The organism is Cupriavidus sp. GW822-FHT06G04 (assembly GCF_058799075.1).
Window position 1 is genome coordinate 89,019 of sequence record NZ_JBXALD010000010.1, and the last position, 22,530, is coordinate 111,548.

21 protein-coding genes, 1 tRNA gene and 1 riboswitch are annotated in these 22,530 nt (G+C 66.1%); of the genes, 9 read left to right on the top strand and 13 right to left on the bottom strand.

Features of this window, described 5'->3' with window-relative positions:
* The first annotated feature begins 129 nt into the window (after positions 1-129).
* Positions 130-810, top strand: coding sequence for a type 1 glutamine amidotransferase domain-containing protein (locus tag AC1RKI_RS21680; RefSeq protein ID WP_061953720.1), 681 nt, complete (start codon positions 130-132; stop codon positions 808-810).
* A 145-nt stretch (positions 811-955) separates the two neighbouring features.
* Positions 956-1,055: riboswitch (glycine riboswitch) on the top strand.
* A 175-nt stretch (positions 1,056-1,230) separates the two neighbouring features.
* Positions 1,231-2,496, top strand: a complete 1,266-nt coding sequence (locus AC1RKI_RS21685; protein ID WP_244788364.1) for a D-amino acid dehydrogenase — start codon at positions 1,231-1,233, stop codon at positions 2,494-2,496.
* A 285-nt stretch (positions 2,497-2,781) separates the two neighbouring features.
* Here AC1RKI_RS21685 and AC1RKI_RS21690 read toward each other — a convergent pair.
* Together AC1RKI_RS21690 and AC1RKI_RS21695 are read right to left on the bottom strand one after the other, a co-directional pair.
* Positions 2,782-2,868 (bottom strand) — tRNA-Leu (locus AC1RKI_RS21690).
* A gap of 89 nt (positions 2,869-2,957) precedes the next feature.
* A complete protein-coding gene (locus AC1RKI_RS21695) occupies positions 2,958-4,535 on the bottom strand; it encodes a GGDEF domain-containing protein (protein ID WP_222156466.1) in 1,578 nt (525 codons plus the stop codon).
* A 165-nt stretch (positions 4,536-4,700) separates the two neighbouring features.
* On the opposite strand from AC1RKI_RS21695, the gene AC1RKI_RS21700 reads away from it, so the two are divergent.
* Positions 4,701-5,168 (top strand): hypothetical protein, encoded by a 468-nt coding sequence (locus AC1RKI_RS21700; RefSeq protein ID WP_244788366.1) that lies wholly within the window; start codon positions 4,701-4,703, stop codon positions 5,166-5,168.
* Between the two features lie 84 nt (positions 5,169-5,252).
* On the opposite strand, the gene AC1RKI_RS21705 is transcribed toward AC1RKI_RS21700, so the two are convergent.
* Both AC1RKI_RS21705 and AC1RKI_RS21710 read right to left on the bottom strand, forming a co-directional pair.
* Positions 5,253-6,749 (bottom strand): M81 family metallopeptidase, encoded by a 1,497-nt coding sequence (locus AC1RKI_RS21705; RefSeq protein WP_492797066.1) that lies wholly within the window; start codon positions 6,747-6,749, stop codon positions 5,253-5,255.
* Positions 6,750-6,833: 84 nt separating this feature from the next.
* Positions 6,834-8,147, bottom strand: coding sequence for an MFS transporter (locus AC1RKI_RS21710; RefSeq protein ID WP_061953729.1), 1,314 nt, complete (start codon positions 8,145-8,147; stop codon positions 6,834-6,836).
* A gap of 156 nt (positions 8,148-8,303) precedes the next feature.
* Here AC1RKI_RS21710 and AC1RKI_RS21715 point away from each other — a divergent pair, with 156 nt between their 5' ends.
* Together AC1RKI_RS21715 and AC1RKI_RS21720 are read left to right on the top strand one after the other, a co-directional pair.
* Positions 8,304-9,296, top strand: a complete 993-nt coding sequence (locus AC1RKI_RS21715) for a LysR family transcriptional regulator (RefSeq protein ID WP_492797069.1) — start codon at positions 8,304-8,306, stop codon at positions 9,294-9,296.
* A gap of 49 nt (positions 9,297-9,345) precedes the next feature.
* Positions 9,346-9,687, top strand: coding sequence for a hypothetical protein (locus AC1RKI_RS21720; RefSeq protein ID WP_492797206.1), 342 nt, complete (start codon positions 9,346-9,348; stop codon positions 9,685-9,687).
* Positions 9,688-9,700: 13 nt separating this feature from the next.
* On the opposite strand, the gene AC1RKI_RS21725 is transcribed toward AC1RKI_RS21720, so the two are convergent.
* The gene (locus tag AC1RKI_RS21725; RefSeq protein WP_061953733.1) at positions 9,701-10,210 is read right to left on the bottom strand and encodes a hypothetical protein; all 510 of its coding nucleotides are present in this window, start codon (positions 10,208-10,210) and stop codon (positions 9,701-9,703) included.
* Between the two features lie 119 nt (positions 10,211-10,329).
* Positions 10,330-11,604, bottom strand: a complete 1,275-nt coding sequence (locus tag AC1RKI_RS21730; protein ID WP_251164992.1) for an MFS transporter — start codon at positions 11,602-11,604, stop codon at positions 10,330-10,332.
* 170 nt (positions 11,605-11,774) lie between these two features.
* Here AC1RKI_RS21730 and AC1RKI_RS21735 point away from each other — a divergent pair, with 170 nt between their 5' ends.
* Positions 11,775-12,716, top strand: a complete 942-nt coding sequence (locus tag AC1RKI_RS21735; RefSeq protein WP_061953735.1) for a LysR substrate-binding domain-containing protein — start codon at positions 11,775-11,777, stop codon at positions 12,714-12,716.
* On the opposite strand, the gene AC1RKI_RS21740 is transcribed toward AC1RKI_RS21735, so the two are convergent.
* Both AC1RKI_RS21740 and AC1RKI_RS21745 read right to left on the bottom strand, forming a co-directional pair.
* Positions 12,673-12,939 (bottom strand): DUF2917 domain-containing protein, encoded by a 267-nt coding sequence (locus tag AC1RKI_RS21740; RefSeq protein WP_157779446.1) that lies wholly within the window; start codon positions 12,937-12,939, stop codon positions 12,673-12,675. The genes AC1RKI_RS21735 and AC1RKI_RS21740 overlap by 44 nt on opposite strands.
* Positions 12,940-13,082: 143 nt before the next feature.
* Positions 13,083-13,223, bottom strand: coding sequence for a hypothetical protein (locus AC1RKI_RS21745; protein WP_157779447.1), 141 nt, complete (start codon positions 13,221-13,223; stop codon positions 13,083-13,085).
* Between AC1RKI_RS21745 and AC1RKI_RS21750 the strand changes: the two genes are divergently transcribed.
* Entirely contained in the window at positions 13,222-13,626 is a 405-nt protein-coding gene (locus AC1RKI_RS21750; protein ID WP_061953760.1) for a hypothetical protein, read from the top strand. The two genes, AC1RKI_RS21745 and AC1RKI_RS21750, sit on opposite strands and share 2 nt — an antisense overlap.
* A 57-nt stretch (positions 13,627-13,683) precedes the next feature.
* On the opposite strand, the gene AC1RKI_RS21755 is transcribed toward AC1RKI_RS21750, so the two are convergent.
* The 5 genes from AC1RKI_RS21755 to AC1RKI_RS21775 form a co-directional block, all read right to left on the bottom strand.
* A complete protein-coding gene (locus AC1RKI_RS21755) occupies positions 13,684-15,234 on the bottom strand; it encodes a phospholipase D family protein (protein WP_492797207.1) in 1,551 nt (516 codons plus the stop codon).
* Positions 15,235-15,409: 175 nt separating this feature from the next.
* Positions 15,410-16,255, bottom strand: a complete 846-nt coding sequence (locus tag AC1RKI_RS21760; protein WP_150979790.1) for a mechanosensitive ion channel family protein — start codon at positions 16,253-16,255, stop codon at positions 15,410-15,412.
* A 267-nt stretch (positions 16,256-16,522) separates the two neighbouring features.
* Positions 16,523-18,001 carry an efflux transporter outer membrane subunit gene (locus AC1RKI_RS21765; RefSeq protein ID WP_244788371.1) on the bottom strand — a complete coding sequence of 493 codons (1,479 nt, stop codon included), beginning with the start codon at positions 17,999-18,001 and terminating at the stop codon, positions 16,523-16,525.
* Between the two features lie 2 nt (positions 18,002-18,003).
* Positions 18,004-19,575, bottom strand: coding sequence for an MDR family MFS transporter (locus AC1RKI_RS21770; RefSeq protein WP_492797073.1), 1,572 nt, complete (start codon positions 19,573-19,575; stop codon positions 18,004-18,006).
* A gap of 52 nt (positions 19,576-19,627) precedes the next feature.
* A complete protein-coding gene (locus tag AC1RKI_RS21775; RefSeq protein WP_227460658.1) occupies positions 19,628-20,776 on the bottom strand; it encodes an HlyD family secretion protein in 1,149 nt (382 codons plus the stop codon).
* A gap of 105 nt (positions 20,777-20,881) precedes the next feature.
* Here AC1RKI_RS21775 and AC1RKI_RS21780 point away from each other — a divergent pair, with 105 nt between their 5' ends.
* Complete coding sequence (locus tag AC1RKI_RS21780; RefSeq protein WP_492797075.1) at positions 20,882-21,595, top strand: CerR family C-terminal domain-containing protein; 714 nt, start codon at positions 20,882-20,884, stop codon at positions 21,593-21,595.
* Between the two features lie 403 nt (positions 21,596-21,998).
* A complete protein-coding gene (locus AC1RKI_RS21785) occupies positions 21,999-22,418 on the top strand; it encodes a copper resistance protein CopQ (protein WP_492797077.1) in 420 nt (139 codons plus the stop codon).
* Positions 22,419-22,530: the final 112 nt, after the last annotated feature.

The following is a 22,530-nucleotide window of genomic DNA, read 5'->3' on the forward strand; positions in this document are numbered from 1 at the left end:
ACGATCGCCGAACGATCCTGTCCGCATCGCCATGATCCGGGGCGCGCAACGGGCGTACCATGTGCCGACCGCCGATGCCCCGCCCTGTGCGGCACCGGCTTGTGCCCCCTACGCAATCGGAGAATGGCAATGAAAATCCTGATGGTGCTGACCTCTCACGACCAGCTCGGCAATACCGGCAAGAAGACGGGATTCTGGCTGGAAGAGTTTGCCGCGCCCTACTACGTGTTCAAGGATGCGGGCGTCCAGATAACGCTGGCATCGCCCAAGGGCGGCCAGCCGCCGATCGATCCGAAGAGCGACGATCCGGGCGCGCAGACCGATGCGACGCGTCGCTTCCAGGCCGACGCCGAAGCGCGCCGCGAACTGGCGTCGACAAGGACGCTCGACCAGGTCGATGTTGGCGATTTCGACGCCGTGTTTTATCCGGGCGGCCACGGCCCACTGTGGGATCTCGCCGAAGACAAGCGGTCGATCGCGTTGATCGAGGCATTCGACCGCGCCGGCAAGCCGGTCGGGGCGGTATGCCATGCGCCCGGCGTGCTGCGTCACGTGAAAGGCGCCGATGGGCAGCCGCTGGTCAAGGGCCGCAACGTCACCGGCTTCACCAATTCCGAAGAAGAGGCCGTGCAATTGACCAACGTGGTGCCGTTTCTGGTGGAAGACATGCTCAAGCAGCATGGCGCGAATTTCTCGCGGACCGACGATTGGGGCAGCTACGCGATCACCGATGGGAAACTGGTCACGGGCCAGAATCCCGCATCGTCGGAAGCGGCCGCGCATGCATTGTTGAAACTGCTGGGCAAGTAAGCACGCCGGGTGCCGGCGCGGATGCCGCGTGATCGCGGCGCGGTTCGGGTGTGAGCGCGGCGTTGGCGCAACAGCCAGCGCACCGCCAAACACACGATCGCATAGCCGAATCGCCAAAAGCTGTGGCATAGTTGCCGCCATTGAATGCGCGATATCGGGAGAGCCCGTGCCAGCCGCCTGGCAGGTACGGCGCCGAAGGAGCAACCGCCCCGGAAACTCTCAGGCAAACGGACCGGTATCGCTATTGCACTCTGAAGAACTGCCGGCGCGCACGTCCGCCGGCGGTACCGAAGGAGCAAGCGGTGCGCGGCTACCCGCCGGGCATGGCGAAATCTCTCAGGTCAAGGACAGAGGGGGCGTCCACGACAGCGCATGGTGCGCCGTGGACTGCCATCCCATGACGTCCTGAAAGACCTTTCCATGAAAACCATTGCAGTAATTGGCGGCGGAATTACCGGCGTCACGACCGCTTACGCGCTGGCCCGGCGCGGTTTCTCCGTCACGCTGTTCGAACGCCACCGCTATGCGGCGATGGAGACGTCGTTTGCCAATGGCGGCCAGTTGTCGGCGTCGAATGCGGAAGTCTGGACGCACTGGTCGACGCTCGTTAAAGGCATCAAATGGATGCTGCGCAACGATGCCCCGCTGCTGGTGAATCCGCGCCCGTCATGGCACAAGCTGAGCTGGTTCGGCGAGTTCATCGCATCGATCCCGCACTATCGTGCCAACACAATCGAAACCGCGCGTCTGGCCATCGCCGCGCGTCAGCATCTGTTCGACTGGGCGCAGGCCGAAGGCATCGACTTCGACCTGAAGCGACGCGGCATCCTGCATATTTACCGCAACAAGGCCGGGTTCGATCATGCCGGCCGCGTATCGGCGCTGCTGGCCGAAGGCGGACTGGAACGCCGGGCGGTCACGCCCGACGAAATGCGCGCGATCGAGCCAACACTGGCGGGGCGCTATTACGGCGGCTACTACACCGAGAGCGACGCCACCGGCGACATCCACAAGTTCACCACCGGCCTGGCCGCGGCCATCGACCGGCATGGCGTAGAGACGCTGTACAACCAGGACGTGCGCAGCGTATCCACCACGGGTCGCCGCGCGACAGTGATAACGGCGCAGGACGGCCTGCCGGCCTCGCGTGAATTCGACGGCGTGGTGGTGTGCGCGGGCGTGGGCAGCCGCGCCTTTGCCCGGCAGTTGGGCGATCGCGTGAACATCTATCCGGTCAAGGGCTATTCGATCACGGTGAACCTGACCGACGCGCAAAGCCAGGCGGGTGCGCCGACCGTAAGCCTGCTGGACGACGAAACCAAGCTTGTGACGAGCCGGCTCGGCGCGGACCGCTTCCGCGTGGCTGGCACCGCCGAGTTCAACGGCGTCAATCGCGACATCCGCGCAGACCGGATTCGTCCGCTGATCGACTGGGTGCATCAGTGTTTCCCCGGCGTCAGCACGCGCAGCGTGGTGCCATGGGCGGGCCTGCGACCGATGATGCCGAACATGATGCCGCGCGTGGGCCGCGGGCATGCCGCCAATGTGTTCTACAACACCGGGCACGGGCATCTGGGCTGGACATTGTCGGCGGTCACCGCCGAAATGGTCGGCGATGTGGTGCGGCAGTCGGTTGCGCCGGAGGCGCGCGTAACGATGGGGAACCTGGCGGTGGGACGGCGTTAGGCCCACCCGTGCGCGACCCCGGGATTGCGCCAGCAGGCGCAATCCTTTCGAGTCCCCGCGGCAAGTCCGCAGGGACTTCCCTTTCTGGGCCGGAAATGAAAAAGCCCTGCTCGTTGAGCAGGGCTTTCGAATTGGTGCCCAGAAGAGGACTCGGTCACCCATGCGCGACCCCGGGATTGCGCCAGCAGGCGCAATCCTTTCGAGTCCTCGCGGGAAGTCCGCAGGGACTTCCCTTTCTGGGCCAAGAAATGAAAAAGCCCTGCTCGTTGAGCAGGGCTTTCGAATTGGTGCCCAGAAGAGGACTCGAACCTCCACAGTGTTGCCACCGCTAGGACCTGAACCTAGTGCGTCTACCAATTCCGCCATCTGGGCTTCGTCTCGCAGCATGGCTGCTGCGATGCGAGCGCCGAATTCTACAGAAGCCTTTGGAATTTGCAAGCGCTTTGTTGCGGCGATTCGCGTTAGTTGCTTTGCAAGCCCAGATAGACACTGCCGTCGATCACGTAGCGATTGCGGCCGGCGCGTTTGGCGCGGTACATCGCGCTGTCAGCGCGGTGCAGCAGCGGCTCCAGGCGCGGGGCTTCCGGCACGTCGCATACCGCGCCCACGCTGATCGTGACCAGCGGCTGCACCGGCGTGCCGTTGTGCGGAATGCCCAGGTCGCGTACGGCGGCCACCATGTTGCGCGCCACGCGGCGCGTCTCGTCAAGATCGGAATCCGGCAGTATCACGGCGAATTCCTCGCCGCCCAGCCGCGCGCAGAACTGCTCGCCGCGCAGCACGCCCGTCAGTGCCTCGGCCACCTTGCGCAGGCATTCGTCGCCAACCGGATGACCATAGAGATCGTTGTATTGCTTGAAGAGATCGACATCGAGGATCAGCAGGCCCACTTCCTTGCCAAGTTCGTGAGCGCGCGCCACCACGTCGAGCGAGGCGCGCTGGAAGAAGCGGCGGTTCGGAATATTCGTCAGCGCGTCGATGTCGAGATCGGCCTGCACGCGCGACAGTTGCTCCTCGGTTTCGCCAAGCTGGGTGGCCAGCGCGCGCTCGCGCGATTGATAGCGGCGGATGTCGCGCATGAACACCAGCATGCCGATTTCCTTGCCGTCCATCCGGCACACCGGCTCGGCGGTGAGTTCAAGGCCGGCGCGTTCCACGATATGGGGATTGGCATCGCCGGCCGCGGTCAGCACTTCGTCCCACTCGGGCGGACAAAGCTGGCCGCGCCGGATCTCGGGCAGCAGGCGCACCGCGGCGGGATTGAATTCGACGATGCGCCCGCCCGCGCCCAGAATCACGCAGCCCTCGCGGATCGTGTCGAACACGCGCAGCCGCGCATAGTGGCCGATGTCATCCAGATGCGTGCGCAGCGCGCACAGCCAGACCAGCACCGCCATCAGCGAAAACGTGGCCGGCGTGAGATCGCCCCCGAGCGGGCCCGTCCAGCGATACAGGTAGGCGATATGCGCCATCAGCGGCAGCATCAGTCCGGCCACCAGCACATTGCGTCCGCGCCGGGACAGCGCCGCATTGGGAACATCGGCGGTGAGCAAAAAATACAAGCTCAGCGCCAGCAGCGCGTAAACCCAGCCCGCGGCGACCGTATAGCCGATGCCATGCCGGAACACCGCCCCGGGCGACACGCCGCGCGGCATCAGCTCGATCGACGTCCAGATCAGGTGATGGTGTTCGTTTGTAAATACCAGCAGCAGCGTCAGTACTGCTGCCAGCACGGGCACGCACAGCAACGACCACGGCACCACGTAGCGCGGCCGGCTGACGTGGACCATCGCCACCAGCCAGCCGATCGGCACGGCGACGATGCCCAGGTACTGGAACTTTGCCCAGAAAATGCGTCCGGCCAGCGTGGTCTCGCTGATTTCCAGCAGTCGGCCGCCGCTCCAGATCGCCACGCCCGCGGACAGCACCAGAAATGCGCGCACCGTGGGATCGTCCCGCCGTGGCCATGCGGCGACGGCCATGCCCACACTGCAAACGACGGCAATGGTCAGGCAAAGGACGAGAGGATACGATGGCATGGAAATTGACCGGAGCGAATGACAGCCCCGGGGCACTGCGGAGCGGCTCATTATAGGCTGGCGCCGTCGCGCCCAGAACGCGTGCACGCCGCCACGCGCGGTACAAGCGCCGATTCACTGCCGCTGTGTCGCCATCGTCCAACAACCATCTTTCCGGAAACCTGCGTGCCTTTCATTCTGCTTGGCCTGGCGCTGATCGGCGCCTTCATCTACGGCCTGGTCCGGCTCTATCAGCGCGTGGCCGGCGCGTTTGGCGTGCTGGCCGGCACCGTTGCGGTGCTGGCGATTCTGGCGGTGCTGAGCGCGCTGTTCCTGGCGTGGCTGCGGCGTTATCGCGCAATCCATGGCCGACGCCTCCACGGCGAGCGCGTGGTGATGGTGTCGGGCGAATGGGGTAGCCTGCGGCTCGATGCCGAGCGCAAGAACGGCGTACTGCAGATGGATGGCCAGCGCGAAGTGCTGATCTTTGCCGACATCGCCGACGCTCAGCCGCAAGCGCGCCAGGGGCGCTGGCATGTGATGCTCTCCTTGCGGCACCATCGGCAGGCCGAATTCGCGATCCCGATGCCCGATCGCGCTACCGCCGCACGCTGGCAGAAAATCCTCCGGCTCGCGGCGGCGCAAAAGCTGTAGGCGCGCAGCCGCGCAGGCGGCAAGGGCCACGCGAAAGGCACGCCCTGCGCTGCACGGCATCGCGCGCCACCTTGCGCCGCGTCTTCAGCGCGGGAACGGCGCGCCCATTGGCTTAAGCCGGATCCCGGGCGCCAGGCGCGTCCACGGCAAGTCGGCCGGATCGGCAGTCATCGGACCGGGCGCCTTGGCCACCAGCACCGCATGCGCAATGCCCTGGAAATCGGCACGGAAGTGCACCGAACTCTTGTTCACCAGGATTTTCATCGCCTCCGGCTCCACGCCGCCGACGCGATACAGGTTTCGGTCCAGCATCTGCGCCTTGCCGCCGCTGACCACCACCTGCACGCCGTCGATGCCGAGCAGCGCCACCGGCCCGACATCGGCCAGCATGCCGTGCATCATCGGACCGCCAAAGCGGCACACGCCATCGGACAGTTTCAGCACTTCGAAGCGTGCCTGCAGCGGTTCGTCGCCCGCAACGCCGCTGACGCCGCCGAGCGCCACGTCGATCACCGCCCCCACCCCGGCGCGATGCGCGGCGGCGGCCACAGCCGGGTCCCAGATCAGTCCGATGGCCGCCTGCTGCGCGCCGTTGCGCAGCAGCGCGCGCAACATGCCCATCGTGTTGGAATCCCCGCCGGCGCCGGGATTGTCCTGCGTATCGGCGATGACCACGGGCTGCGTGGCGTCCTGCGCCATGCGCATGGCCTCGCGCACCGCTTCATCGGGCGACAGGAACGGCACTTCCCATGCCGCTTCCTCGGCCAGCATGCGGTCGTACAGCGCCTGCACCGCCGCGTTCACGGCATCCGCGTCCTGGCCATAGCCCCAGATCACCGGCCCGCATTCAGGAAAATCGGCTGCGGGAAATCCGGGCGCGAACGACAGCGACGCCACGCCGTCGCGCTCGAGCGAGTCCAGCTGCGCGTACATGCCGCGCGCCGGTTCCAGCATGGTGCACATGCCGTTGATGGGAATCAGGAACGGCAGCCGGCGCGCCGCGCGATGCCACGGTGCGCCGGCGCCGAGCCGCGCCTGCAGCAGCGCCGCCGCACGTTCGCCGGTATCCGCCATGTCGACGTGCGGGTAGGTGCGATACGCCACCAGCGCGTCAGCCGCATCGAGCATGGCCTGCGTGACGTTGGCGTGCAGGTCGAGCGACGCCACCATCGGCACATGCTGACCGATCACCTCGCGCAGGCGCGCCAGCAGCGTGCCCTCGCCATCGTCGGCATGCTCGGCCACCATCGCGCCGTGCAGGTCGAGATAGATCGCGTCGAAGCCGCCTGCGCGCGCCGCTGCCACGATCTCTCCGGCGATCCGTTCGAACGCGTCTTCGGTGACATGCGCCGACGGGCTCGCGCCGGCCCACACCACCGGGCGCAGCGTCCACCCGTAGCGCTGCGCGGCCCGGATGAATCCGCCTGCGGGAATGTTCACGTCGCGCAGCGCCAGCACATCGTCGCCGCGCGCCATCGCCGGAAATCCCTCGCCGCGCTCGAAGCTGGCGTAGGTGGCCTTGGACGGCGCGAAGGTGTTGGTCTCGTGCTGAAAGCCGGCGATCAGAATCGTTGCTGCCAATTGCTTCTCCTCATTCATGCTCAGTCATGCCTTGCCGCGCGCGTTGCCGACTGCCTGCGTGGCGTCGGCGCGCTGCTCGTCGCTTCAGGCGGTAGCCGCCGCGCCGTGCGGCGACGGCATGCGGTTGACGATCAGCGTGATCGCGCCGGCCACCAGCAGGCCAACCATCACGAACAAGCCTGCCTGCATGCTGCCCGTTGCGGTGCGCACCCAGCCGATGATGGTCGGACTCAGGAATCCGCCGATCAGGCCGATCGTGTTGATCAGCGCGATGCCGCCCGCTGCGGCCTCGCCCTTCAGGTATTGCGACGGAATCGCCCAGAACACGGTGTAGGCGGTCCACATCATCGCGGTGGCAATGGTCATGCACAGCAGCGAGATGGCCAGATTGCCGCTCGACATCGTTGCCACGGCCAACGCGACCGCGCCTACCAGCGCCGGCACCGCGCTATGCAGACGGCGCTCGCCGCGGCGGTCCGAACGACGGCCGATCACGACCATCGCAATCGCGGCGGCGATGTACGGGATCATCGAGTAATAGCCGATCTGCATGGTGTCCGTCACGCCGTCTGCCTTGAGGATCGACGGCAGCCAGAAGCTTACGGCGTAGATGCCGCAAATCATCGTGAAGTAGGCAAACGCCAGCAGATACACGCGCGGATCGCGCGCCACCTGTGCGAACGAATGGTGGCCGGACGCCGGCGCGTGCAGCTGTGCGGCGAGCAGGCGCTTTTCCTCGTCGCTCAGCCACCTGGCGTCGGCGGGGCGATCGGCCAGCACACGCAGCGCGAGCACACCCAGCAGCACACACGGCAGCCCTTCGACCAGGAACATCCATTGCCAGCCTTCCAGGCCATGCGCGCCGGACAGACCCGTCATCAGCCACGTCGACAACGGCGAGCCGAAGATCCCGCCGATCGGCCCGGCCAGCATTACCACCGCCATCACGCGCGCCATGCGCTGCTGGCCGTACCAGTACGTCAGGTAGAAGATCATGCCCGGCGCAAAGCCGGCCTCGAACACGCCAAGCAAAAAGCGCATCACGTAAAACGTGGTTTCGTCGCGCACAAACATCATGCCCGCCGACGTCAGTCCCCAGAGCACCAGAATGCGGCTGATGGTCTTGCGCGCACCAATGCGAGGCAGCAGCAGGTTGCTGGGAATCTCGAACAACACATATCCGAAGAAAAAGATGCCCGCGCCGAGTCCGTACACGGCATCGGAAAAACCGAGATCGCTTTGCATCTGCAGCTTGGCAAAGCCGATGTTGACGCGATCGAGGTAAGCGAATGTGTAGCAGATCAGCAGAAACGGCAGCAGGCGCCAGTTCAGCTTGCGGTACAGCGCCTCATAGGCGGCGTGCGCCGTGGTGGTGCGTGGGGGCAGTGCGGCGGACATGTCTATCTCTCCCGTGGTCGGCCTGGTGGATGCGATGGGCGTTGTGCGGTCGCTGTCTTGTTGTTTGGCAAGATCGTCGGGCAGATGAAAAAACAGAGCAAGAGCAACTTAAGTCGGCTATCGTTGCCCATTCGGCAACACCATCGGCAATGCATCATGCGAGAACTGAACCAGCGTCGTCTGCGCTATTTCCATGAAGTCCTGACACACGGATCGATACGCGGCGCGGCCGACAGCATCAACACGTCGCCCTCTGTCATCACGCGGCAGATCCGCCTGCTCGAAGACGAAGTAGGCGCGCCGTTGTTCGACCGGCACGCGCGCGGCGTGCAGCCCACCGAGGCCGCCTTGCATCTGCTCGAATACTGGCGCGGCTGCCGCGCGCAGCAGGAATTGTTCGAGGACCGTCTGCAGGCTTTGCGCGGGCTGCAGCACGGCCAGGTGCGCATCGCCACCAGCGAAGGGTATGTCGATGGATTGATGGACGACGTGCTGACCGATTTCTGCGCGCAGTATCCGCGGCTCGATGTCACTGTCGACACGCTGCCCGTGAACAACGTGCTGCAGGAAGTGGCGGAAAGCCGCGCGCATATCGGGCTGGCCTACAACCCGCCCTCGCACGCCGACATCACCTGGGTGGCCACGTCGCCGCAGCCGGTGGTGCTGCTGGTGCGCGCCGGGCATCCGCTGGCGCGGCGCGGCGGCAAGGTCAACGTGCGGGAGCTGGGCAATTACCCGCTGGCGCTGATGCCGCCCGCCTTCGGGCTCGGACAGGTGGTGCAGATGCTGGCCTATACCGAAAACGTGCAGATCCGGCCCACGCTGACCACCAATTCGCTGGCGGTGCTGCGGCACTTCGTGAAGCGCCACGACGGCATCACGCTGATGGGCGCATTTGCCGCGTACCGCGAACTGGAATCGGGAGAACTGGTGACGCTGCCCATCGCGCATCCGCTGTTCGAAGCCGCCAAGGCGCGCGTGCTGGTAAAGGCCGGCCGGCCACTGGGCGTGGCCGCCAATACGCTGCTGGGCTGCATCCTGCGCGACATGCCGATGTTTGCCGCACCGGCGCCGCGCGCGCGTGCGCGTGCTCATCCGGCCAAGGCGACGACGCCGCGCCAGCGTCCGCGAAAATCGCCGCAAGTCTGACCGTGCGGCTAGAATCGACGCTCATTCTTCCAGGAGCCCACCGATGACGATGACAGCAAGCAAGCGATACTGGAAACTGGCCGCCGTTGCAGGTGCGGCGGCGATGGTCACGATGATGGCCGGATGCGCATCGAAGGCGCCGGACAGCGCCGTGCCCGATCCCGGCCCGCAAGGCGGCCGTGGCACGCCGGAGGGCTGCCAGGCCGACAAGGTCGGCGACGACGCGCTGATCGGCAAGACCGAGGCCGAAGCGGCCGCGCTGCTGAAGGGCTGCGCGTGGCGCTTTGGCAATCGCGAAGGCCAGCATATGCCCGGCACGATGGACTACAACCCGCAGCGCCGCACCATCGACGTCACGCAGGGCAAAGTGACGGCGGTACGGCGCGGCTGAAGTGGCTTCGGGGCTAGCGCCGGCTGCGCTCGCCGCCGCGCGAATCCATGATGATCATGGTGCGGTCGAGTACGCCGGCGTCGTCGAAGTAGGCGCTGAAGTGCGCCGGGACATAGCCGGGCAGATACATCCGGTACGACCACGCTTCCCGCTTCATCAGCGCGTAGTACTGGATCGGCTCGCGCGGACGGCCCCAGCGTTCCAGCACGTCCTGCTTGGTCCACGTGCCCGGGCGCGCCGTATAGACTTCGTTTTCCGTCAGCATCTGGCGAAAGCCGCTCAGACGGCCGCCGGCATCGAAGTCGGCGGCATAGATCTCATAGCCGTACGGCTGCTTGGAATAGATCCAGCGCTGCGTGCCGTCGGCCCGCTGGAACGTGTCGGTGGGCTCGCCAAACGCCTGGCGCACCGAATCCTGCGGGCTTCCCATCATCTTTTGCGCGGTTTCCACGGGCTGCAGCGTGGTGCAGGCGCTGAGCGCCAGGGCGGCTACGCCTATCCAGGCGCGGAGTCGGAATCGCATGGTGTGTCTCCGGGTATCGACGGAACGGCAGATGAAACTGGGCGCCAAGCTTACTCCACATATCGCCGTCGCCGCATCCCGCCTGTTACGTAAACACACCATGGCGCCCGGTTATTCCATCAACTGCGCGCGCCTTGCCATGCGGGACGCACGATCTCGCGATCGTCGATCGGCCAGTGCAATGCGGCAGCGACCACGCCCAATGCCATCGCGCCGATCCACACCCAATCATAGGAATGCGTGAGCTCGAATACCACGCCGCCGAGCCATACGCCCAGGAACGACCCGAGCTGATGGCCAAAGAAGACGAAGCCGAACAGCGTGGTGATGTACCGCACGCCGAACACCTGCGCAACGATGCCGCTGGTCAGCGGCACGGTGCCGAGCCAGAGAAATCCCATCACGGCTGCAAATGCGTACAGCGTGAACGGGCTGAGCGGCAACAGCACGAACAGTGCCATGACCGAGGTGCGCGCCAGATAGATGCCGGCCAGCAGGTACTTCTTGGTGTGCAGCCCGCCGAGCCAGCCAAACAGGTATGTGCCGGCGATATTGGCCAACGCAATCACGGCCAGAGCGATCATCGCGCTGGCCGGCGCCATGCCTTTGTCGCGCAGGTAGGCGGGCAGATGGTTGGCGATAAACGCGAGCTGGAAGCCGCAGGCCAGGAATCCCAGGTTTAGCAGCCAGAAACCCGAGTGCCGAAACGCCTCGCGAATCGCGGCCAGCATCGGCGGCGAATCGGCATCGGCTTGCGATCCTGCCCAGGCGCCGGTGCGATCCTGGAACGGCAGCGTCAGCGGCAAGACCAGGATGGCCGCCACCGCGAACACGATCAGCGTGTGTTGCCAGCCGGCCAGCGACAGCAGCGCCTGTGCGGAAGGCACCATCAGGAACTGGCCAATGCCGCCGCAAGCGCCCGCGATACCGAGCGTGCGGCTGCGTTGCGCGGGCGGCACCATGCGGCTCAGTGCGCCGTAGACCACGCCGAAGGTTGTACCTGACTGGGCGATACCGATGCAGATGCCGGCCGTCAGTACGAACAGCGGTGTCGATGGCGCCATCGCCATGCCGCACAAGCCCGCGGCGTACAGCGCCATGCCGCCCAGCATCACGCGCCAGGATCCGAAGCGGTCGGCCAGCATGCCCGTGAACGGCTGCGCCACGCCCCACACCAGATTCTGCACAGCCATCGCCAGCGCGAACGATTCGCGCGTCCAGCCGCGGTCCGCGATCATCGGCAGCAGGAACAGGCCCTGAACGTGGCGCACGCCCAGCGCCAGCCCCATCACCAGTCCAGCCGCCAGCAGCAGAAAGGCGCTGCCGCGCCACCACGGCGCGCTGGGCGGCGGGCGCAATGCCTCGGCATCATGGCAAGACCTGTGTTGGCGCATCGCGGACTCCTTGAAGACATCGCACAAAAAATCGCTGGAAATGGCTCCATTCCACGCGATTCCGCGCCTGTGCTCAAACGACATTTCGTGTCGCTAGCCATGCGTGGTGGGAATGCCAGCGCGGCGGCTTCCGTGCTGTAATTAGGGCTCGCCCATCCACACGATCTGCCATGTCCGTTCCGCTCGTCAGGCTGTTCTCGCTCGATCTGCTCAAGGGTTTTGTCGCAGTGGGCCGCCGCATGAGCATCACGCAGGCAGCCGACGACCTGTGCCTGACGCAATCCGCCGTCAGCCGCCAGATCCGCGCGCTGGAAGACCAGTTGCAGGTGCGGCTGTTCGTGCGGCAGCACCGCGGCGTCGCCTTCACGCCGGAAGGCGAGCGACTGTTCCGCAGCGCCGATGGCGCAATGCAGCAATTGCAGGATGTGGCCGCCGAACTCCGCAGGCGCGATGGCCCGCAGCCCGTGACCGTCACCGCCAGCATTGGCGTGGCGGGCTTGTGGCTGTTGCCGCGCCTCGGCACGTTGCAGCGCCAGCATCCGCATCTCGATGTGCGGCTGTCGGCCAGCAACCAGCTCAGCGACCTGCGCGCCGACGGCATCGACCTGGCGATCCGCTACTGCTCGGCGGCCGCAGCGCCGGCCCATGCAGAGCATTTGTTCGACGAGACCATCGCGCCGGTGGCCAATCCCACGCTGGGCGCCACGCGCGTGCGTTCCGCCAAGGACCTTGCCGCGCTGCCGCTGCTGGAATTCGACGACCCCAGGCCGTGGCTGCACTGGCGTAGCTGGCTTGGCGCGCACGGATACCGGCAGGCCAGCCGGCGCGGCATTCTGCGCTTCAACCAGTACGACCAGGTGATTCACGCCGCGCTGGCCGGGCAAGGCGTTGCCCTGGGGCGGCTGGAGTTGATCCAGCCACTGATCGAGGGCGGACAGCTCCATGTCGTGACATCGGCGGGATCGGCCATGCCCAGTCCCAACGCCTTCTGGCTGATTCACGCCTCCGATCAGCCCCGCGAGGAAGTGCGGCATGTGGCGGCGTGGATCCGCGCCGAAGCCGCGCGCGTCACGTCAGCCGCAACACCAGCCGTTGCGACGGCGCGGGCGTGATCTGGCACAGCACGCTGCCCGTGCCGCGCAACGCGCTCAGGAAATAGGTGCCGTCCCGCGTCACGCGGTGGCTCTGGCCCGCAGCCAGCACGATGTCTGGCGACGCGATGGCGCGCCGCTCCTCGACCGTCATCCACAGGCGCCCCGCTCCGCAATGGACGCGCGCGCCGGCGTGCAACGTCACGGGTATGCAATCCGCATCGATCATCAAATTCCAGGTCATGCCGCGCTCCACTGCCCCACTGGCTTCTTCTTTGCAGTGTCGGCGCTGGCGCTGCGCGCAGGCATGAGCAATGATGCGGCGCGCCATGAGATTCACGCACGCATCGCGGCGCTGCCGGAAGTCCGCAGCCACTGTGGCGCCGTTCAAACGCGGGCGATGCGGCTTATGAAATGCGCGATGCAATCCGATAAGATGAGCGGCAGCGCTTCGCATCGATCGGCTGTGCGGTCGAATATCCGATCGAGTGATGCGGGCGGCGCGCCAATTTTCAGCACATCAGACATGGAACCGCTCTCGTTTGAATTCGTCACGGTCGAAGAGGCCAAGAAGGTGCTAGATGGCGAGCCGCCCGCCTCGCGCACGACCGACTGGAGCGAGGCGCGCCAGCCGATCGATCCCGCCACGCAGGCGCTTACGCCCGTGGCGTTGAAATGGCTGGCGCAATTGCCGCGCGAGGTGCGGCCGTTCGAACTGTTCCATACCTATCCGCGCATCGCCAACCAGTTGGCCGCGCTGGGCGATGCGGCGGCGGTATCGGCGTTTCTCGGCGAGCTGCTGATCGACAAGCGCGGCGACAGGCAGGGGTTCCCCGGTGGCATCGCGCAGGAACTGTCGCGCCTCCAGGAACACCTGCTGCGCTCGCTGCAGCCAAACATCGGCGACGGGCCCGACGCGATCGCCCCCTGATGCGCGGGCCTTGGGCGATCAACCCGGATGGCCCCGCCTTAGCGATCCACCCGAGCCTTACAGCTGGTCTTCCACCGGCAGCACGCGCAGGATGCCGTTGCCGATGTGCTGCCACACGTTCATGCCGGGCTCCGCGTCGAACGTGGTTTCCTTGCCGTTGTCGCGCGTGGTCCAGGTCATCGATTCGCCGCCGTTCTCGTCCTTGCGCAATGCCACGCGATAGGCAATATCGAGCAGGCGCTTATCCATGTCCTCCACCAGCCGCGTTGCCAGCTGCGGAGAATCCAGAATCACGCCCATTTCGGTATTGAGCTTGATCGAGCGCGGATCGAGGTTGAGCGAGCCGATGAAAAGCAGATGTCGGTCCACCACGTATGTCTTGGCGTGCAGACTGGCGCGGCTGGATGCAAACATGCGCGCCCGCGTGCGGCTGCGCGCCAGTTCCGCATTGGCGGTAGGTTTCAGCTCATAGAGTTCGATGCCGGCGCGCAGCAGGCTCTTGCGGCGCGGCGAGTAGCCGGCATGCACCGCCGCCACGTCGGTCGCGGCATACGAATTGGTCAGCACGCGCACCTTGATGCCGCGCTTGGCGATACCGATCAGCCATTTCTCGTTCTCATCGTCGGGCACGAAGTATGGGGACACGATCACCAGCTCACGCTCGGCCTTTTCCATCATTGCCCGCAACTGCGGAATGGCATGGGTGGACGGATCATCGGGGCTGTCCTCGATCTTGTCCGGCTTGTCCGCAATCACCCGTGCGCCGCCCAAATAGCCCGGCAGATGACCGAGTTCGATACCGCGCGCGAGGCCGGAATCGAGCAGTTCCTGCACGAACGGGCTGGCGCGCGCGCTGTCGCCCTTGGCCTCGATTCCCTTGCGAAACGCCCGCAATTCCGCCGGCGCGTCCTTGCCCTCGGCGGCGAGCGTGACCACCGGATAGGCCAGGTCGCTGTTCCAGTACGCGTCGAACACCCGGCTGGCCTGCGGCACCACGGGGCCCGCCACCATCACGTCGAGGTCGCTGAAATCCATGTCCGGCTTGGCCGAAAAATAGGCGTCGCCGACATTGCGGCCGCCCACGATCGTCACCAGGTTATCGACCGTCATCTGCTTGTTGTGCATGCGGCGATTCACGCGGCCGAAGTCGACCAGCGCCTCTGCCCAGCGCAGCTTGCGGTTGGCAAACGGGTTGAAGATGCGCACTTCGATGTTGGGATGCGAATCGATGGCGACCCACGTCTTGTCCTGCTTGCCGGTATGGATGTCGTCGATCAGGATGCGCACGCGCACGCCGCGATCGGCGGCGTCGATCAGTTCGCCCATCAGCGCGCTGCCCGTGGTGTCGACGTCGTAGATGTAGTACTGGATGTCGAGCGTCTTCTGCGCGGCGCGGGCCAGTGCGATGCGCGCGGTCAGCGCGTCGGGGCCATTGCCGAGCGGATAGAAAATCGACTGTCCCGGATTTTTCGCCAGCCGCGGCGCCAGCGCGCGCGCCAGCATCGTGTTGCCGGTATCGGCAATGACGTACGACGGCGTGCGATTGGTATTGGCGGGCAGACTGGCGCAGCCAGCAGGCAAGCCCAGCGTCAGCGTAACCATCACCATCAGCGCGAACGAGCGCACCCGCTGGCGCCAGCGCTGGATCGACAGGCGCTGCGGAAGATGGACCGACTGGCCAGGCCGGGCCGGAGCCGGCGGCACGCCCTGGCCCTGCACGGGACGGCTCAGCAATTGCGCCATGTTCCACTCCTCGACAAGACCGGCAACGCCTGCCGGCAAGCTAGCCCTGCGCCACTGGATCGGTTGCCGCTTTGCTGGCCGCCGCGCACTGGCGATAGTAGCCACGCACAATCTGCTGCGCGACCGGCAGCCGCGCGCTGACCGGCACGGGAAAGCGCACGATGGCGTCGTAGCGACCGACGTCGACCGGTTCGAACAGCACGCGCGGTTCGAACTGCGACAGATCCACGAAGCGCATGTCGCCGTAGCGCCGCAGCGCGCGTCCCGCTTCTTCCATAAAGCTTTCGCACGCCTGGCGCGCCACCTGCACAAGCTGCGCCTCCACCGCATCGGGATCGACGCCCACATCGAGTGGAATGCGCACCATGTCCAGCGTATAGGCGCCTGCCTGCGAGTGATTGCGCACCGCGGTGGTCAGCAACATGCTGTTGGGCACCTGTACCGTGAATCCCGTGTACTGGCGCGATGCGGCCACCTCGACCAGCGTGGTGGACATCACGTCCATATCGATGACCTCGCCGCCAAACGGGCCGATCTCGACCAGATCGCCCAGCTGGAACGGTCGCGTAATCATGCGCATGAACGCGCCGAGAAAACACATGACCAGTTCCTTGCCGACCAGCAGCAAGGCCGCCGCAAACGCCGCCAGCGAAATCGCCACGCTCTTGAGTTCGGACACCCAGATGCCGAGCAACAGCAGGAACACCACGGCCGCGACCAGATTGCGCGACGCGACAGTCCAGGCGCGATAGCTGCCGCGGTTGTCCGCCTGCAGCCGTCCGGTAAAGAAGCGATTGATCAGCTTGACCACCAGCGTGCCGGCCGCGATGACCGCCAGGCTGGCGACGATGTTGACCAGAATGCTGTCGTTGGCGTTGAAGTGCATCGGCGTACGGCCTCCTGATTTGCATGTTGCACCTCCCGCCGCCCGTTCTGATTTGTTGCACCGCAACCGACTGGCGCCGCGAGCGTGGGACTGCCCACGGCGATTCTATCCATTTGCCAGTGTCAGGCGGACGCGGTTCGCGCCATAGTGGGCGCAGTCCGGTTCGGCTGTCGGTTTTTATCCTGCAAATCCGCGTTGGCGCCCGGCTGATACACAACCGAACGCCGGGCTGACGGCCGACGAGGACGCGGCCAACGCGACGCCGTTCTAGCGGGAAGCCGACGCCTCCGGCGCGGCGGCCGTCTGCCAGCCCAGACCCAGCGATTTCTGCAGCGACACGTAGTCCTTGAGCAGGTCTGCGTCGCCCGCAATGCGGTTTTGTTGCGCCACTACGCGCGTGCGCTCGACATCCAGCCATTCGAGCATGCTGGCCGTGCCGGCGCGGTAGCGCTGCTGCTGCAATGTCGATGCGCGGTCCGCCGACGCTTCCACGCGGCGCAGCACCACCACGTGTTCGCGCTGATGGCCGTAGCGTGACAGGGCCACGTCGGCATCGCGCAGCGCCTTGAGAACCGTGCCACGGTAGTTGGCCTGAGCCTCGTCGCGGGCGCCCTCGGCGCTGTCGACGCCCGCCGCGACGCGGCCGAAGTCGAGGATATTCCACTGCAAGCGCGGCAGCGTCAGCCAGGTGCCGTTGTCCTTGCGCGCCAGATGGCCGGGATCCATCGCGCTGAAGCCAAGCGATCCCAGCAGCGACAGCTTGGGAAACCAGTCCGCCTTGCGCACGCCGATCTGCGCCGTGCTGGATGCCAGCCGCCGCTCTGCGGCGCGGATATCGGGACGCGATCTCAGCAACGCGGCGGGATCGCCCACCGCGACGGTTTCCGGCACGCTGGGCAGCGGCCTGGGCGCGGCCAGTTCGGCGTCGAGTTCACCGGGCGCGCGCCCCGTCAGCAGCGCCAACTGGTCGAACGATTCGGCGATGCCGGCCTGCACCGGCGAGATCTGCGCGCGCGTGTTGTCCAGTTGCGTGAGCAGCCGCTCCACCTCGAGCTGCGATGCCACGCCGCGCGCGCGGCGCTGCTGCGTGAGATCGAGCATTTCGGCTTCGAGCTTCTCGGAATCCTGCAGGTGCGCCAGGCTCGCCTGCTGCTCGCGCAGCGTGACATAGGCCTGCGCCACTTCGGCGGCCAGTTGCACATGCGCATCGGCAAGCTGCGCGGACGCGGCATCGGCCTCTGCCGACGCTGCTTCGATCGACCGGCGCGTGCCGCCAAACAGATCGATTTCCCAACTGGCGTCGAACCCGGCGATGTAAAGCGACAGCGGCCCGCGTCCGCCGCCCGACGATCCCTGGCCGGACAGCGCCGCAAGATCGGGCGACCGCGTGCGCAGCATGGCCGCATCGAGGCCCACCTTGGGCAGCAGGTTGGCCTTGTTGCTGTCCAGCCCGGCGCGCGCCTGGCGCACGCGCGCACGAGCCGCGTCGATGTCGGGGCTTTGCCGCAGCGCGGTGTCGATCAGGCGGTCGAGCTGGTCGTCGCCAAGCGCGCGCCACCAGTCGGCCACGCGCGGCGCGGCAGGATCGGCAGCCACGGGCGCATGCGGAAACTTGCCGGCGTCGATCGTATTGGCAGCCACCTGCGGCGCGCTGCGATAGTCGGGGCCGACGGTGCAGCCCGCGGCGACAAGCGCCGCGGCAAGCGCCATCAGGCGCGGCAGTCGTGCGTGGAACAAGGCAAACATGATCAATGGCCGGTGGAAACGGGCGCGCCCGGGCGGGGCGGCTTGAGCAACAGCGCCAGAGGCACGCAGCACAGCAGCGCGATGCCAAGGGCAAAGAAGGTTTCGGAGAACGTCATGACGGCGGCCTGGCGCGCGATTTCGCCGCTGAGCTGCGCGATCGCCTGCAGTTGCGCATGGGCGTAGTCGCCGCCTTGCGCGACGAAGCCGGCGATGCTTGACGTCATGTGGTCCTGGCCGATCGAACTGTTGGCCGTGACCGATTCCCGGATGACCGCGTCGTGATACGCATTGCGCCGGTCGATCAGCGTGCCGAGCAGCGCCAGGCCGATCGATCCACCGAGATTGCGCGCCATGTTGTACAGCCCGGCCGCGTCGCCGGCCTCGTGCGTTGCCACCGCCGCCATCGACGCCTGATTGAGCGGCATCATCGCCAGGATCTGGCCAAACCCGCGCAGGATCTGCGACACCGTGAAGTCATGCCCGACGCTGTCGACGGTCAGGCCGATATCGAGCATGCAACTGGCAAAGAAGCAGACCAAGCCTGTGATCACCAGCCAGCGGCTGTCGAATTTGCCGAGCATGCGCGGCAGCACCGGCATCAGCAGGAACGCCGGCAACCCGGACAGCAGCATGATGCCGCCGGCCTGCTCGGCGTTGTAGCCGGCGATCAGCGACAGGAACTGCGGCAGCAGGTACGACACGCCGTAAAGGCCCGCGCCTACCGTCGTCACGATCAGGATCACGCTCGCGTAGTTGCGGTTCAGCAGCAGCCGCAGACGCACGATCGGCTGTCTGGCCGTGAACTGGCTGACCAGCATCATCGTCAGTCCAAGCGCGGCCAGCGCCGACAGATAGACGATGGTTTGCGATTCGAACCACTGCTCGCGCTGCCCTTCTTCCAGCACCACGGTCAGCGAACTGAGGCCGATGGTCAGGCCGACGATGCCGAGCCAGTCCGCCTTGAGGAACGCCTGGAGATCGGCGCGCTCGGCCGTCAGGCCGAAATACAGCAGCGGCACCAGCACGGCCGTGATCGGCACATTGAGAAAGAAGCACCAGCGCCAGTTGATGTTCTCGGCCAGCCAGCCGCCGATCACGGGGCCCAGCAACGGCCCCAGCAGCACGATCAGGCCAAACATCGACATGCCGATCGGCATCTGGTGACGGGGCAAGCGCGTGCGCACGATGGTCTGCGCCGTGGGAATCATCGCCCCGCCGGCAAATCCCTGGCCGATCCGGCCGATCACCATTTCCGGCAGGCTGTGCGACAGCCCGCACACCATCGAAAACGCCGTGAACAGCAGCGCGTTGCACATCAGGAAGCGGCGCAGCCCAAACACGCGCGTGAGCCACGCGGTAAGCGGAATGATCACGATCTCGGCCATCAGGTAGCCGGTGGAAATCCACGTACCTTCCGTGCCGGCTGCGCCAATTTGCCCCTGGATCTGCGGCAGCGCCGAGTTGGTGATCGAGATGTCGAGCGTGGCCAGCAGCGCGCCGAGCGACCCGGCCGCGACGGCGATCCAGTCCGCGGCCGACGCGTTGGGCTGCGTGGCCGGGGCTGCCGATGACATCGCTGGAGTCACCGCGGGCGCCGCCGATGCCGGTGGCCCGGCGTTCGCGGCATCAGCCATGGCTGGCCCCGTGCGCGGCGGCCGATGCGGGCGCGCTGGCCGGATGGAGATCGCGCGTATCGACATCGACCACCACCGACAGCCCCGGCACCAGAACCGGCCGCGCATCGTTGGGCACATCGACGTGGATGCGCACCGGCACGCGCTGGACGATCTTGGTGAAGTTGCCGGTGGCGTTCTGCGCGGGCAGCAGCGCGAATTGCGATCCGGTGCCGGGCGACAGGCTATCGACCACGCCGTGCAGCGCTTGGCCGGACAGCGCATCGACGTGCAGCGTCACCGCCTGCCCTGCGCGCATGCGGCCGACCTGCGTTTCCTTGAAGTTGGCGGTCAGGTAGAGGTCCTGCACCGGCACCACGGTCAGCAGGCGCGTGCCCGGCTGCGCGAACTGGCCCACGCGGACGCCCTTGTCGGCCACGCGACCCGCGCTGGTGGCGCGCACCACGGTGTCGTCCAGATCGAGCCGGGCCTTGCGGGCGCTGGCCTGCGCCACCTCGAGCTGCGCCTTGGCCTGTTGCAGGCGCGTTTGCAGCGTGACCACCTGGCTCTGCTCCACGCGCAGCGCCGCCGCGTTGGCGGCCAGCGTGGTTGACGCGCGCGTCTGGGCGTTGCGCAGTTCGGCCGTGCGCTCCTCGGTCTCCGCCCCGGTGGCCACCAGCGGCGCGTAGCGTTCCACCTGCGAGGCGGCGTAGCGCGCATTGGCGCGCGCGCCTTCCACTTCGGCGGCGGCCTGGGCGATCTTGGCCTGCTGCTGCTGAAGATCGGCGTCGGCCCGCGCCACGTCGGCCTCGCGCGACGCCACCGTGGCGAGCGCTTCGTCCAGCGCGGCCTGGTATTGGCGGTTATCGAGACGCACCAGTTGCTGGCCGGGGACGACCTGCTGGTTGTCGCGCACATAGACTTCGGCCACATAGCCGCTGACCTTGGGCGCCACCGTCACGCTGTCGGCCTGGATATAGGCGTCGTCGGTGCTTTCGATAAAGCGGCCGTAAGTCCACCAGCGCACGCCAAAGGCGCAGGCGACGACAAGCGCCACGACGCCCATTCCGATCAGGATCGAGCGGCGGCGCGACGCGCGTGACGAGGGAACGGATTGCGGTGCCGCGCCAGCAGGCGCGACGGCGGAATTGGGGGCGGACATGTTGGGGGCGCGGACTTTTGAGTCGGATGCCGCGCAATTATTCCACTTGGAAGAAATCTGTCAACTGATATATTTCTGCCTGTCCAGGACCTTGAGACCCGCAACATGGCGCGACACAGACCGGCATCCGAAGGGGGCTACCAGCGTGGCGAGGAAACCCGCGCGCGGATTATCGAAGCGGCCATGCGGCTGTTTGGCGCGCACGGCTTCGACGGGGCGTCGACGCGCGACATTGCGCGCGAGGCTGGCGTCAACGCGCCCGCGCTGCAGTACTACTTCGACAACAAGGAAGGTGTGTACCTGGCGTGCATCGACTATTTCGTCGAACGCGTCCAGGCCACGCTGCGCGATGTGCTGGAACATGCCGAGGCCGCACTGGCGCGCCCCGATGCGTCCGATGCCGACCTGATCGAGGTTTACCTGAAGCTGCAGGCGCGCTTCGCCATGTTTCTGTACGAGTCCCCGGAAACCGACCATTGGCGCCAGTTCATGGCGCGCGAGCGCGCCGGGCTGGGTCCATCGGCCGCATTCGAACGCATCGACAGCGGCGTCAACCGCCGCCTGTTCGCTGCGACGTCCGCCATCGTCGGCCGCCTGATCGGCCAGCCTGCCGGCGACGAAAACACCCGCATCCGCACCATCGCCATCGATAGCCAGATCGCCGCGTTCAAGGTGATGCGGCGTCACGTGTTGCGCGCGCTGAACTGGGAAAGCTATGGCGATTCGGAAACCGAGCGCGTGAAGGATGTGCTCCAGGAGCACGCCCGCATTCTGTTGTGGGGCCTGGTGGCGCAGCGCAACGCAAAAAAGACACGCTGACCGAAGCTAGAGTATTTACTCTAATTCGTCGCAACCGTCACGTCCGCCATCGTTTTTCTCATAAGAAACAAGCGCTTGAACAGGCGCCCGGCGGCTGGTCCAGCACACTAGCTTCGGCAATTTGGCGTCAATACGATTGCGCGCCGCAAAAAGCCCTTGCTTATCTATCTAGTAGTAGATAATATTCAGCTCATGGACGACGCGATGCAGCAAACAGCAAGACGCAGCAAAGCCCCGTCCACGCAACACCAGGCAGTTATCAGTACCGGAAGCGGTCTTTTTTTTAGTCCCGGTTATCTATCTACCAGTAGGTAACGAAGCCAAAAAAGATCGCCATCGAAACAGACTACGGCCTCGCGATCCACCTGAACCGAGATCGCCCGGCCCTTGCAAGGAGAGCATCATGACCGCCAAGAACATCCTTACCGCCGCTGCCCTCGCCGCCGCTTTCGTTGCCGGCGCCGCTCAGGCCGCTCCCGCCGCGCAAAAGGCCGGTGAAGTCTACGGTTACACCTACCGCGTGAACGACCAGCGCAGCGCCTTCACCGACGGCACCCGCCAGGGCAAGTTCGACACGTTCAGCGAAGGTGCTCGTGTCGGCAAGGCCGATCCGTTCACGGACGGCGCCAAGGTCGGCAAGGCAGACCCGTACACCGACGGCGCACGCATCGTGGCCGGCCTGGATCGCACCGGTGTATCGGCCAGCCCGGCCCGCAAGGTTGATCCGTACTACGACGGCGCCCGCAGCGTGAACGCTCCGCGCAACCCGTACTACGACGGCGCACGCACCCGCGACATCTACACCGACGGTGCACGCGTCTGAGTCCCGCCCGATGCAGGCGGTAATCAAGAAATAGCCGGAGTGATGTGCTCCGGCGTTGCCTCTTTCCGGAGTCCATCATGAGCTTCAAGAACAGCGCCCTGATCCTGGGCGG

Bases quoted from the DNA above. Each gene is read 5' to 3' on its own strand.
- AC1RKI_RS21680 (WP_061953720.1), top strand. From the start codon at position 130: ATGAAAATCCTGATGGTGCTGACCTCTCACGACCAGCTCGGCAATACC.
- AC1RKI_RS21685 (WP_244788364.1), top strand. From the start codon at position 1,231: ATGAAAACCATTGCAGTAATTGGCGGCGGAATTACCGGCGTCACGACC.
- AC1RKI_RS21695 (WP_222156466.1), bottom strand. From the start codon at position 4,535: ATGCCATCGTATCCTCTCGTCCTTTGCCTGACCATTGCCGTCGTTTGC.
- AC1RKI_RS21710 (WP_061953729.1), bottom strand. From the start codon at position 8,147: ATGTCCGCCGCACTGCCCCCACGCACCACCACGGCGCACGCCGCCTAT.
- AC1RKI_RS21715 (WP_492797069.1), top strand. From the start codon at position 8,304: ATGCGAGAACTGAACCAGCGTCGTCTGCGCTATTTCCATGAAGTCCTG.
- AC1RKI_RS21720 (WP_492797206.1), top strand. From the start codon at position 9,346: ATGACAGCAAGCAAGCGATACTGGAAACTGGCCGCCGTTGCAGGTGCG.
- AC1RKI_RS21725 (WP_061953733.1), bottom strand. From the start codon at position 10,210: ATGCGATTCCGACTCCGCGCCTGGATAGGCGTAGCCGCCCTGGCGCTC.
- AC1RKI_RS21730 (WP_251164992.1), bottom strand. From the start codon at position 11,604: ATGCGCCAACACAGGTCTTGCCATGATGCCGAGGCATTGCGCCCGCCG.
- AC1RKI_RS21735 (WP_061953735.1), top strand. From the start codon at position 11,775: ATGTCCGTTCCGCTCGTCAGGCTGTTCTCGCTCGATCTGCTCAAGGGT.
- AC1RKI_RS21740 (WP_157779446.1), bottom strand. From the start codon at position 12,939: ATGACCTGGAATTTGATGATCGATGCGGATTGCATACCCGTGACGTTG.
- AC1RKI_RS21750 (WP_061953760.1), top strand. From the start codon at position 13,222: ATGGAACCGCTCTCGTTTGAATTCGTCACGGTCGAAGAGGCCAAGAAG.
- AC1RKI_RS21745 (WP_157779447.1), bottom strand. From the start codon at position 13,223: ATGTCTGATGTGCTGAAAATTGGCGCGCCGCCCGCATCACTCGATCGG.
- AC1RKI_RS21755 (WP_492797207.1), bottom strand. From the start codon at position 15,234: ATGGTGATGGTTACGCTGACGCTGGGCTTGCCTGCTGGCTGCGCCAGT.
- AC1RKI_RS21760 (WP_150979790.1), bottom strand. From the start codon at position 16,255: ATGCACTTCAACGCCAACGACAGCATTCTGGTCAACATCGTCGCCAGC.
- AC1RKI_RS21765 (WP_244788371.1), bottom strand. From the start codon at position 18,001: ATGTTTGCCTTGTTCCACGCACGACTGCCGCGCCTGATGGCGCTTGCC.
- AC1RKI_RS21770 (WP_492797073.1), bottom strand. From the start codon at position 19,575: ATGTCATCGGCAGCCCCGGCCACGCAGCCCAACGCGTCGGCCGCGGAC.
- AC1RKI_RS21775 (WP_227460658.1), bottom strand. From the start codon at position 20,776: ATGTCCGCCCCCAATTCCGCCGTCGCGCCTGCTGGCGCGGCACCGCAA.
- AC1RKI_RS21780 (WP_492797075.1), top strand. From the start codon at position 20,882: ATGGCGCGACACAGACCGGCATCCGAAGGGGGCTACCAGCGTGGCGAG.
- AC1RKI_RS21785 (WP_492797077.1), top strand. From the start codon at position 21,999: ATGACCGCCAAGAACATCCTTACCGCCGCTGCCCTCGCCGCCGCTTTC.